Origin of the sequence: Methanobrevibacter millerae (assembly GCF_900103415.1) — an archaeon.
Classification (GTDB): domain Archaea; phylum Methanobacteriota; class Methanobacteria; order Methanobacteriales; family Methanobacteriaceae; genus Methanocatella; species Methanocatella millerae.
In genome coordinates, this window is sequence record NZ_FMXB01000020.1 from 1 (window position 1) to 11,215 (window position 11,215).

11 protein-coding genes are annotated in these 11,215 nt (G+C 38.3%); 8 read left to right on the forward strand and 3 right to left on the reverse strand.

Annotation, left to right across the window (positions count from 1 at the left end):
* The 5 genes from F3G70_RS09945 to F3G70_RS09965 form a co-directional block, all read left to right on the forward strand.
* Window positions 1-2,370, forward strand: a 2,370-nt coding sequence (locus F3G70_RS09945; RefSeq protein WP_149732554.1) for an Ig-like domain-containing protein, incomplete at its 5' end; no start/stop codon positions are given.
* A gap of 63 nt (window positions 2,371-2,433) precedes the next feature.
* The gene (locus tag F3G70_RS09950) at window positions 2,434-3,069 is read left to right on the forward strand and encodes a flavodoxin family protein (RefSeq protein ID WP_149732555.1); all 636 of its coding nucleotides are present in this window, start codon (window positions 2,434-2,436) and stop codon (window positions 3,067-3,069) included.
* Between the two features lie 5 nt (window positions 3,070-3,074).
* On the forward strand, window positions 3,075-3,590 hold the full coding sequence (locus F3G70_RS09955) for a nitroreductase family protein (protein ID WP_149732556.1): 516 nt from the start codon (window positions 3,075-3,077) through the stop codon (window positions 3,588-3,590).
* Window positions 3,577-4,758 (forward strand): MalY/PatB family protein, encoded by a 1,182-nt coding sequence (locus F3G70_RS09960; protein ID WP_149732557.1) that lies wholly within the window; start codon window positions 3,577-3,579, stop codon window positions 4,756-4,758. The genes F3G70_RS09955 and F3G70_RS09960 overlap by 14 nt, the downstream gene beginning before the upstream one ends.
* Before the next feature lie 203 nt (window positions 4,759-4,961).
* The gene (locus F3G70_RS09965) at window positions 4,962-6,413 is read left to right on the forward strand and encodes an ATP-binding protein (RefSeq protein WP_188118154.1); all 1,452 of its coding nucleotides are present in this window, start codon (window positions 4,962-4,964) and stop codon (window positions 6,411-6,413) included.
* 71 nt (window positions 6,414-6,484) lie between these two features.
* On the opposite strand, the gene nudC is transcribed toward F3G70_RS09965, so the two are convergent.
* Window positions 6,485-7,273, reverse strand: coding sequence for an NAD(+) diphosphatase (nudC, locus tag F3G70_RS09970; protein ID WP_188118155.1), 789 nt, complete (start codon window positions 7,271-7,273; stop codon window positions 6,485-6,487).
* Window positions 7,274-7,354: 81 nt separating this feature from the next.
* Here nudC and F3G70_RS09975 point away from each other — a divergent pair, with 81 nt between their 5' ends.
* From F3G70_RS09975 to F3G70_RS09985, 3 genes are read left to right on the forward strand one after another with little or no spacing between them, the layout of a single operon-like run.
* Window positions 7,355-7,855 (forward strand): ferritin, encoded by a 501-nt coding sequence (locus F3G70_RS09975; RefSeq protein ID WP_149732559.1) that lies wholly within the window; start codon window positions 7,355-7,357, stop codon window positions 7,853-7,855.
* Window positions 7,856-7,891: 36 nt separating this feature from the next.
* Window positions 7,892-8,539, forward strand: coding sequence for an adhesin (locus F3G70_RS09980; protein WP_149732560.1), 648 nt, complete (start codon window positions 7,892-7,894; stop codon window positions 8,537-8,539).
* Window positions 8,540-8,551: 12 nt separating this feature from the next.
* Window positions 8,552-9,271 (forward strand): potassium channel family protein, encoded by a 720-nt coding sequence (locus F3G70_RS09985; protein WP_149732561.1) that lies wholly within the window; start codon window positions 8,552-8,554, stop codon window positions 9,269-9,271.
* Window positions 9,272-9,277: 6 nt separating this feature from the next.
* On the opposite strand, the gene F3G70_RS09990 is transcribed toward F3G70_RS09985, so the two are convergent.
* Together F3G70_RS09990 and F3G70_RS09995 are read right to left on the reverse strand one after the other, a co-directional pair.
* The gene (locus F3G70_RS09990; RefSeq protein WP_149732562.1) at window positions 9,278-9,709 is read right to left on the reverse strand and encodes an acetolactate synthase; all 432 of its coding nucleotides are present in this window, start codon (window positions 9,707-9,709) and stop codon (window positions 9,278-9,280) included.
* A 13-nt stretch (window positions 9,710-9,722) separates the two neighbouring features.
* On the reverse strand, window positions 9,723-11,024 hold the full coding sequence (locus F3G70_RS09995) for a phenylacetate--CoA ligase family protein (RefSeq protein WP_149732563.1): 1,302 nt from the start codon (window positions 11,022-11,024) through the stop codon (window positions 9,723-9,725).
* Window positions 11,025-11,215: the final 191 nt, after the last annotated feature.

Sequence of the window (11,215 nt, forward strand, 5' to 3'; positions counted from 1 at the left end):
TTGACTGCTGGTGACAAGACTATTGTTGTTGAGTATTCTGGTGACGATAACTATGCTCCAACTCAAGTCATTTCAAACTTAACTGTCGATAAGACAAAAACAACTCCTGATTTGATTGTTGTGGATAAAGGAAACGGAACTGTCGTTGTCGTTGTAGGCGATAATGCAACAGGTAACGTAACGGTCACAGTTGACGGTGAAAACTACACTGCTGAAGTAATTGACGGCGTTGCAGTTGTAAACCTGGACAATTTAACTCCGGGAACCCATGATATACAAATCGCATACTCAGGCGATGACAACCATGCTCCAAGCACTGCAGCTTCATCAGTAAATGTTCCTAAGGCGGAAAGCCCAATAAGCGTATCTGTTGAAGACATTTACGTTGGAGATACCGCAGTCATTGAAGTTAAAGTTGCAGATAACGCAACGGGTAATGTCACGATTGAAATTGACGGTGTAAAATACTCATCTGAAATCAAAGGCGGTAAAGCAGTATTTGAAGTTCCTGATTTGGCTAAAGGAACCAAGACAATAGCTGTTGATTATGTTGGTGATGATAGCTACCTTGCAAATCACACGACTGGAACGATTACCGTATCCAAACGTCCTTCATTCGTAAACGCAACAATCACTGACATTGATGTCGGTGAAAACGTAACGATTACTGTAACTGTCCCTGAAGATGCAACCGGACAGGTATTGATTGACATTGACGGTGTCGGATATTATGTTAACGTAACCAACGGTGTTGGAGTCGCACAGATACCTCGCATGCCTAACGGAGTTTATGACGTAAACCTTACCTACACTGGTGATGACAAGTATGAATCAAGCTCAACCAAAGGCCTGTTCAATGTTTCAAAGGTTGAATCATTCGTAATTCCTGTGGCTCAAAACATTACTGTGGGCGATTTGGAAGTAATTACTTTAACTGTTCCTCAAGACGCAACGGGCATTGTAACCGTTGTAATTGATGGAGTTGAATATCACTTTGATTTGGATGAAGGAAAACTTCTTTCACCTGATGAAAGCGGAGATATCTATTCAGTTGCAATAAGTGGCGGAAATGGAATACTTGTAATATCTGGACTTCCTAAAGGCGAATATGTTGTAAGCGCAATGTATAACGGTGATGCAAAATACCTGCCGTGCACAAATACGACAATCTTTACCGTATCCGATAAGGATCCTTCAATTAAAATCATAGACCAAAACAACGGAACCGTTGTGGTTGTATTGCCTGAAGACGCAACTGGAAACGTAACAGTTACTGTTGACGGCAAGACTTTCCAGGCAGAAGTGATTAACGGTACGGCTGTTATTAATGTGGATGGTTTGGATCCTGGTGAGCATGAAATGACCATAACTTACTCCGGTGATGACCACTATGGCGAAAAGACACAGACAGGAACTGTTAATGTTCCTAAAGTCCCTGCTCCAATAAGCGTCAGCGTGGATGACATCGGCGTGGGCCAGGCTGCTGTTGTAACCGTAACTCTTCCTGATGACGCAACGGGAAATGTCACGATTGAAATAAATGCCAAAAAATACACAGCAGAAATCGTTGATGGAAAGGCAGTATTCAACGTTGACGGTTTGGCAGTCGGAAACAAGACTGTTGCCGTAACCTATCCTGGAGATGATAAATACCTTTCTAATTTCACGACAGGCCAGTTTGAAGTGTCCAAAGTCCCTGCAAATGTAACCGCAACTTCCCATGACATCATGGTTGGAGATGAGGAAACCATTAAGGCCACATTTCCACAAGACGCTACAGGCCGTGCACTATTGAGATTGGGTGGTGAGGAATACTATGCAGATATAGTTAACGGTGAAGCCATATTTAAAGTTCCTAATTTGGCCAGCGGAGAATATGAAGCCCTTTTAGGCTATCCTGGTGATGAAAACTACGAGCCAAGCAATACGACAACTAAATTCACTGTATCCAAATACAGCGAACCCGTATCTGCAAGCGGAGACAGCATTGAAATAGGTGAAAACGGAACTGTTGTTGTAAAGCTTCCGATTGACGCAACCGGAACCGTTACCATAACGGTTGACGGCAAAACCTATACTCAGGAAGTCGTTGACGGCCAGGCGGTATTTTCAATTCCTGGTTTGCAAAGCGGAGTTCATCCGGTAACTGTCTATTACTCAGGTGACGCCAAATACGAAGCCAACGTAACCACTACAGCAATCGTTGTAGCGGATAATGGCAATAATACTCCTGGAAACGGAAGCGATGTTCCTGAAAAGGCCAGTGAAGGCATAAGTCTCTCAAAATATCAAACGGGCAATCCTATATTTGTCCTCTTATTAATCCTATTGATTGGCGGAGCTGCCAGATTCAGAAAATCTGAAGAATAGCTCCCAACTTTTTTTCTATTTTTTGTAAAGCATTTATTAAACTGTTTTTATATAGATTGTATTATGAAAACGATTGTCATTAATGCAAGTCCGAGAAAGAAATGGAATACTGCCGAGGTAATGCAGGCCGCCCAGAAAGGTGCGGAATCTGTCGGAGCCGAAGTGGAATATGTCAATTTATACGATCTTGTTTTTAAAGGATGCAGAAGCTGCCTTGTCTGTAAAATGAAGGAAAAGCCAAAGTGCAAATGCTACTGGAAAGATGAGCTCTCCCCATTGATTGAAAGGATTCTGGAAGCAGATACCTTATTGATAGGTTCGCCGATTTACTTTGGAGAGCCTACAAGCGAATTCAGGGCGCTCATCGAAAGACTGATATTCTGCGTAATGTCTTATGACGACGGATCAAGCTATTACACAGGCAAGGTCAATGTAGGCATATTCTACACAATGAATGCGCCGATTGACTACTATAAGCAGTCCATGGAAGAGAGTTTATCAAGCATCGAGTTTCTCTTCTCCTTTTTAAACGGCGAGATAAGAACCTATCCGGTCTGTGATACACTTCAGGTTCATGACTATTCCAAATACAACATGGCAGGCTTTTCACAGGAAATGAAGGAAAAGCAGCTGATTTTGCAGTATCCGAAAGATATTGAAAACGCCTTTAAGATAGGAGCTGAACTCTCAAAGGAGTGATTTGAATGGCTGATTTTGAAGATGTAATCAACATGAGAAGAAGTATCCGTGAGTATACTGACGAAGAAGTAAGTGACGAGGATATATTAAGGATTTTAAAGGCAGGAATGCAGGCTCCGGGTTCCAGGTTGGGCGCCGAGCCATGGGAATTTGTCGTAATTAAAAACAGGGAAACCTTGGAAAAGCTTTCGCAAATCAAGCCAAGGGTAAAGACAGCTCCCGTTGCAATCCTTCTGGTTGCCAATATCGAAAGGGCATTCTATAAGCTCCATTGGCAGCAGGACATGTCCGCAGCGGCAGAAAACATGCTTCTTGAAGCCGTCAACTTGGGCCTGGGAGGCCTTTGGAACGGCGTTGCGCCTACCGAAGAGACGATGCAGAAAGTTGCAGATTTGTTTGGCCTTGACAATGAAAACCAGATTCCCTTCTGCATAATTACCTTAGGCTATCCTGCAGAGGGCTGGGAAAACAAATTCATGGACAAGTTCGACGAGGGAAGAATACACTATGAAAAATACTGAATACGATTTTGAAAGTGTCATTGACAGAAAGGACACCTATTGCTTGAAATGGGACTTATTCGGTGATGATTTGCCCATGTGGGTGGCTGATATGGATTTCAGGGTGGCTCCCCCAATACAAAATGCAATTCAAAAAAGGGCCGAGCATCCCGTATACGGCTATACTATTGTTCCGGATGAGCTGTTTGAAGCTTACATTAACTGGTGGGATAGAAGATACGACTTGAAGATGTCAAAGGAAGACATGCTATATTCCATCGGTGTAATGCCATCGATATCCTCAATGATTCGATGTTTAACTGATGAAAAGGATGAGATTTTAATCCAGACTCCCGTCTATCATGTATTTTTCTATGTGATTGAAGACAACAACAGAAAAGTCCTTGAAAATCAGCTGATTTATGAAAACGGCGAGTATTCAATTGATTTTGATGATCTGGATGAGAAACTCTCTAAAGTCAAATTAATGATTTTATGCAATCCACATAATCCCGTCGGAAAGATATTTTCAAAAGATGACTTGGCCCGTATTGGCGAGTTGTGCAAAAAGCATGGCGTTATTTTAATAAGTGATGAAATCCACTGTGATTTAACCGATCCGGGCATTAAATACATTCCTTTTGAAGCTGACGATTACGTGATAAGATGTCTTTCTCCATCCAAATCATTCAATATTGCGGGTTTTCAAAGCTCCATTGTCCATACGACAAACAGTGAACTTTTGGAAAAAATAAAAACTCAAATGCATGTTGACAATTCAGACTCCTGCAATGTCTTTGCTGCCTCTGCTGTAATGGCTGCCTATAATGAATCCGAAGACTGGCTGGAGCAGTTAAGGGAAACAATATTTAAAAACAAGCAGATTGTTCGTGATTACTTAAAAAGTGAGCTTCCTATTATCAAACTTGTTGAATGCGAGGCGACCTATCTTTTATGGCTTGACTGTTCGGCTTTAAACGTTTCGTCTAAAATTTTAAGCGAGTTTTTAAGGTCTAATCAGGGATTGTTCTTATCAGCGGGAATTGACTTCGGCCAATCAGGCGACACTTTCTTGAGGATGAACATAGCATGTCCCGAAGAACTGTTAATTGACGGCCTTCAGAGGCTAAAGGGCGGAATTATAGCTTTAAATAATATTAATAACCTATCAAATCATACTAGCTTTTGAAGATATTATTTTTCTGAATTCTTAATTGATTTTTAAAAAAGATAAATTATTTATATATAAAAAAATAAGGTATATATAAAGAGTTAATAGATAAAAAAATAAGGTATATATAAAAAGTTAATAGATAAAAAAATAAGGTATATATAAAGAGTTAATAGATAAAAAAATAAGCTATATATTTCAATAATATGGAGGTAAATAAAATGGTTGAAAATAAAGCTGAAATTCAAAGATTTATCCTAAATCAGGTTAATGAGACTCAATTTTTATTGAATGATGAATTATACCATCAAAATATTAAATTAACGCCTAGATTAGAATTTGAAGAAATAAAAATTTATATTGATGATTTTCTACAGGGAAATAACGTTAATCGTTTTGTTACATTGCCTGGCTTAAGAGGAGTTGGAAAAAGTACAATACTTTTAGAAGTCTATGACTATTTATTTAATGAGAAAAATATTAATCCAGAAAATATCTTGTATATCTCCTGTGAACAATTGAATTATATTCAGCAATGCGATATTTATGCTGTAATTGATGATTATATAAAAAATTTTCATCATGCAAGTATTAAAACATTAAATCATCAGATATTCCTATTAATTGACGAGTCACATTACGATAAAAATTGGTCACTTGCCGGCAAGATGATTTATGATCAAAGCAAAAAAATTTTCATGATATTTACGGGTTCATCAGCCCTTAACTTAAATTATGATGAAGAAGCTGCAAGAAGAATAATTAATTACAATATTAATCCTTTAAATTACACGCAACACTTAAATTTAAAATATAAATATAATTCAATTGATTTATCAAATGCCTTAAGAGATTTAATTTTCACAGGAAATGTGGAAGATGCAATCGAAATTGAACAAAAGGTTAATCATGATTTGTTAAATTTAAAAGGATATTCATCTACTGATTGGGACAATTATTTCAAATTTGGAGGATTTCCCCAGGTCATGTTTGACACTAGACAAAGGGATATAGTTAAAAAAATGTTTAATTCAGTGAATACGGTTATTCAAAAAGACTTGGGAACAATTAAAAATATCACTACTGACACCCAAAGTTATGCAATGAGAATATTAAAATTCTTAGCACAAAAATATCCTGGTGATGTTTCACAAAATAAATTGTCTTCAGAGCTTGGATGTCCATTCAGTACAATAAATACATTATTTTATTTATTTGAAAAAACACAATTACTCTTCCATTATGATGATTACGGTGGCATAAACCATAGAACCAAAAAAGAAAAGCAATATTATTTTGCAACCCCTAGTATTCGTCATGTAATCAATTTGACATTTGGAGTTACTAAACTCAAAGAAGAAGAATATGAGGGAATTTTATTTGAGAATTTTGTTGCATCATTGTTATTTAATCTGATACATGATGACAATTTCTTTGATTTTGAGGTCTTTTTCGAAAAAAGGAAAGGGGGTGTAGATTTTCTTTTAAGTAAGATGTTTGAAAACCCTATTCCGATTGAAGTTGGCCATAAAAATAAAGATAAGCGTCAGATTATAAATGCGATGAAGCGTTATAATTCAAATCATGGGATAATTGTTTCACAAACAACAAGAACAATTAGAAAAGATGGCGATATAATATATATTCCAATGAAGACATTTTCATTCATTTAACAAATTCGCCCGAAAAACACAAATTAAAAGCTTACATTAAAATATTCAATGATTTGTATTTTTTTAGTCAGCTATTGCGTTAAATCGATGAATCTCTGAATCAACCAGTCGGAGATGCTTATGTCGGATGAATATCTTATGATTTCATCCCTTTTAAACCATTGCGCCTTGACTATCTCATCACCGTCAACCTTTATCTCACCTGAATCATATTCGGCTTCAAAGGCAAGCATCAGTGAATTGGGAAATGGCCAGGACTGGCTTTTAAGGTAATTGACGTTTTTGATTTTGATTCCTACCTCTTCAGCGACTTCCCTGTGGACGGCTTCCTCAATGGACTCGCCAGGTTCCACAAAACCGGCAATAAGTGCAAAGCGGATATTGTCATGATAGCTGTGTTTTGCCATAAGCAATTTGTCCTCATTTCTGATGGCCACAATAATTGCAGGAGCGATTCTAGGATAGTGCACTTGACCGCATTTCATGCATTTTAACATCATGTCCTTTTCATCTAATTGAGTCTTCGTTCCGCATCGTCCGCAATACTGATGTGATATATACCAATCGTTTACTAAAACAGCTTTTGTGCCCATAAGGTACAAGTCCCTGTTGAATTCATAGACTTCACGCAGGTCATAGCCATTCTTAAAATCGGCATTTACGCAAAAGCAGTCCTTGTTTTTATATTTTCCGATATATAATGAGAAGTTAACGTCAATGTCGTCAATGCTTCTTGCCAATTCATCATTATCCAGATAGAGTTCCCTTTCGGAGTTGAAAATAAAGTAATAGGCGTCAACGCTTGTGTAGGTGTCGCTGAAATCAATTTCATAATCTTCGTAAATGGACTTTTCAATCATGGTATTACTTTGTTCTTTGATTAATTAAAATAGTTAAGGTTTATATTTAATCAATTACAAAATGTTAATCGGTGAAATAAAATGGTTTCTGAAAATATGGAAAAAGCCTTAAACGGACAACTAAACGCTGAAGTTTATTCTGGATACTTATATTTATCCATGGCAGCTTATTTTGAAGATGAAGACTTAGCAGGTTTCGCTAACTGGATGAGAGTTCAGGCAGCAGAAGAACTTGAACACGGAATGAAATTCTATGACTACATCATAAGAAGAGGAGCTTCCGTAACCTTAACTGAAATCGAAGGACCTCAAACCGAATGGGATTCTCCATTGGCTGCATTTGAACATGTCCTTGAACATGAAAAAAAGGTATCCGGTCTTATCGATGACTTAGTTAACTTAGCTATTGAAGAAAAGGACCACGCTACCAACAACTTCCTCCAATGGTTCGTTGAAGAACAGGTTGAAGAAGAGGAAAACGCAATGGAACTTGTTGCCAAAGCAAAACTGGCTGACGGCGACAAAAGATTGATATACGAATTGAATAAAGAATTGGGTGCACGCGCACCTTCCGACGACTAGATTTTTCTAGTCACCTTTCTTATTTTTTTTGATAGCATGAATGAAGAGCTTTACAAATCCCGCGTTGATTCTAAAGACTATGACGCTTCATTGATAGGTGAAAACGAATTGGGAAGCGTTTATCTGCATGGCCCAATTGGAAATGCCGAATCTGAGGTAAAAATAGCCTATCTGATAGGCATGCATCCCCTTGAAAGCAAGTCCCACAGGGCGCTTTTCGACAAGTTAATGGCCAAAAAAGATTTGAAATACTGTTATTATCTATATAACATTCACGTTAATGACGTTGAAAGCGAAAGCGAAGGCAGAATGGAAGGCCAGCTTTTGGCGCGCGAGTTTGTAACCTCAGACATTATTGATAAGAAGTATGACTTGTTTTTGGATATCCACTCCAACCGGGGAACGATCGGGCCTGGAAACTATGAGATAACTAATTTCCTTTTCGCTCCGGGCTTTGATGAGAAATCAACTGAATATGTAAATGCTTTGCTTGATTTGATTCCTGACCTGCAGTATTATGCTCCCGAACACAGGACAAGCCCTCCGTTCATAACGGAACCCACTGCCGAGGCGGGCATTCCAACTATTGTCTATGAATGCTATACCTTTGAAGAGATGGAAGTTACCTACGATTTGGCTTCAAAGTTAATCAATAGTGTTGAAAATTTAAATATTACTTCATAAATAATATTATCCATGGCAATAACTAGGAAGCGAGCATTTTATTTAATCTTAATTTTTTTAATAATTATTGACATTTGCCTTTTGGCCTATGTTACATTTTATCCTGTTGATTCATCGCTTAAAGTCGGTGCCTGGACTTTTGATCTTATTTTGTGTGTTGTTTTGTGGATTGAATTCATCTACAGCTATTATCACTGTGACGACAGAAAACAGTATATGAGGGATAACGGATTGTCTATTTTGGGAATGCTTCCTTTGAATTTCTATTTTCTCAGAGCATTAAGGCTGATTAAGCTGGTTCAGATGATTAAGCTCTACGTGCTGGCCCGTGACAGTGAAAAGGCATTTACCAGATTCCTCAAAAGAACCTATCTGGACAAGATTCTTTTTGTTGCTATACTCTTTATTTTTTTACTGACGGTTCTCATTCGAATAGTGGATTCGGATATCCATGATTTGGCTACTGCCCTCTGGTATATAGTCGTTTCCGCAACAAGTACAGGTTATGGCGATATTGTTCCAACGACAGTTTCTGGAAGGATTGTCGGTATTATTGCAATGGTCGGTGGAATACTGATTTTTTCCACATTAACGGCTGTAATCTCATCAATATACGTTTCAAGAATCAGCAGGGATACCCGTGATGATTTAGAATCAAAGATAGAAGACTTAACGCTTGAAGTCAGTAAATTAAATGAAAAGTTAGATGAATTGAAAAATGAAAAGGATTGAAGAAGTTTATAGGTTGTAAACTTCCTCTGCAGGCGTTATGGTTATGTTATTGTTATTTAAAACATCGATTAAGTTGTCGATGTCGTCAGTGTGCAATAATAGTATTGCCTTGTCTGCCTTGTCGTGTGTAAATGCGTAGAGGTATTCCAGATCTATGTTATTCTCCTTAATTACTTCTAAAACGCTTGTAAGACCTCCAGGTGTATCGTTCATTTCAACTCCGATGATTTCAGTGAGCTTGACAAGGAAATTGTTTTCTTCAAGAACCTCTTTTCCCTTTTCAGGATTGTCCACAACAAGCCTTATGATACCGAATTCGGATGTGTCCGCCATGCACATTGCCCTGATATTAATGTCGTTTTCGGACAGGACCTCCAGAGGTTTTGACAGGCTTCCCATCCTGTTTTGTAAAAATATTGATAGCTGTTTGATTTTCATAATTAATCACCTTTTAATGTAAATCCCTTTCATCTATTACTCTTTTTGCCTTTCCTTCAAATCTTGGAAGGCTTTTAGGTTCGACAAGAGTTACTTTCACTCTGATTCCGGTTTCGTTTTCGATGGATTTTCCGATCTTATCGGTAATGGCCATCATGTCTTTAACTCCGTCAAAGAAAAGGTTCTGTGAGGCTTCAACCTTGACTTCGATTTCGTCCAATGTTCCTGGTCTTGTAACGATTATTAAGTAATGAGGCTCTACATCGCCGATTCTAAGCAATGCCTTTTCTATTTGTGACGGGAAAATTGCTACTCCCTTTACCTTAATCATGTCGTCTGATCTGCCGGTAATCCTGCTCATTCTCGCATGAGTCCTTCCGCATCCGCATTTCTCATAGGTCAGTTTCGTCAGGTCTTTGGTTCTGAATCTGATTACAGGCATTCCTTCCCTTTGAAGGTTTGTAAGGACCAGTTCTCCCTTTTGATTAGGTCCCAGGTTTTCCAAGGTATTTGGGTCGATGATTTCCGGATAGTAGATGTCTTCTGCAATGTGAAGTCCTTTCTGCTCGATGCATTCGACTCCGACTCCAGGACCCATGAGTTCGGTGAGTCCGTAGATGTTGTATGCCTTTGCGCCGAAGATTTCCTCAACCCTTTGCCTAATTTCTTCGGTCCACATTTCAGCTCCAAATCCGATTGCCTTGATTCCCAAAGTCTTAGGGTCGATTCCGTCTTCAAGTGCAATTTCACCCAAGTGGATTCCATAGGATGGGGTAAAAATCAATCCTGTAGTGCCAAAGTCCTGCATGATTTCGATTTGTCTTCTTGTCTGGCCGGTTGAAATCGGGATAATGGCGGCTCCGACCTTATGGCTTCCGTAGTGAACTCCGAAACCTCCGGTAAACATCCCGTATCCGTGTGTGTTCTGGAGAATGTCGTTTTCGCCGATTCCCATCATGCTCAGTCCTCTGGCTATGGTTTCGGCCCATGTGTCAAGGTCCTTTTCGGTATAGCCTGAAACCACAGGCTTTCCGGTAGTTCCGGATGATGAGTGCAATTCCTTAATTTTGGACATGTCCACTGCGAATAATCCGAAGGGATAGCTTTCACGCAGGTCATCCTTTGTTATGAACGGCAGCTTTTGAATATCATTTAGACATTCTATGTCTTCCGGATAAACTTCAGCTTCACTGTATTTTTTATTGTAGTATGGTATTTCATTAAAAGCGCGCTTAACGGTCGCCTGAAGTTTCTTTAATTGCAATTCTTCAAGGTCTTGCCTTGGCATTGTTTCTATTTCTTCATTCCATATCATGAACTAGCCTCATTTTGTTTAATATGATTAATTGTTTGTTTCATGATTAGTTTAAATTTTGCCATTAAAAGTAATACTTTTTAGAGGTTTTTTACCTCATTAGTAATACTTTAATTAATTATATTAATAATAAAAAAATTAAATTTTATATGGCTATTCTTTATAGCTGGTTTTTTTCATATATATGGAGG

Excerpts from the sequence above, each read along its gene's own strand:
- F3G70_RS09950 (WP_149732555.1), top strand. The coding sequence starts at position 2,434 with ATGAAAACGATTGTCATTAATGCAAGTCCGAGAAAGAAATGGAATACT.
- F3G70_RS09955 (WP_149732556.1), top strand. The coding sequence starts at position 3,075 with ATGGCTGATTTTGAAGATGTAATCAACATGAGAAGAAGTATCCGTGAG.
- F3G70_RS09960 (WP_149732557.1), top strand. The coding sequence starts at position 3,577 with ATGAAAAATACTGAATACGATTTTGAAAGTGTCATTGACAGAAAGGAC.
- F3G70_RS09965 (WP_188118154.1), top strand. The coding sequence starts at position 4,962 with ATGGTTGAAAATAAAGCTGAAATTCAAAGATTTATCCTAAATCAGGTT.
- nudC (WP_188118155.1), bottom strand. The coding sequence starts at position 7,273 with ATGATTGAAAAGTCCATTTACGAAGATTATGAAATTGATTTCAGCGAC.
- F3G70_RS09975 (WP_149732559.1), top strand. The coding sequence starts at position 7,355 with ATGGTTTCTGAAAATATGGAAAAAGCCTTAAACGGACAACTAAACGCT.
- F3G70_RS09980 (WP_149732560.1), top strand. The coding sequence starts at position 7,892 with ATGAATGAAGAGCTTTACAAATCCCGCGTTGATTCTAAAGACTATGAC.
- F3G70_RS09985 (WP_149732561.1), top strand. The coding sequence starts at position 8,552 with ATGGCAATAACTAGGAAGCGAGCATTTTATTTAATCTTAATTTTTTTA.
- F3G70_RS09990 (WP_149732562.1), bottom strand. The coding sequence starts at position 9,709 with ATGAAAATCAAACAGCTATCAATATTTTTACAAAACAGGATGGGAAGC.
- F3G70_RS09995 (WP_149732563.1), bottom strand. The coding sequence starts at position 11,024 with ATGATATGGAATGAAGAAATAGAAACAATGCCAAGGCAAGACCTTGAA.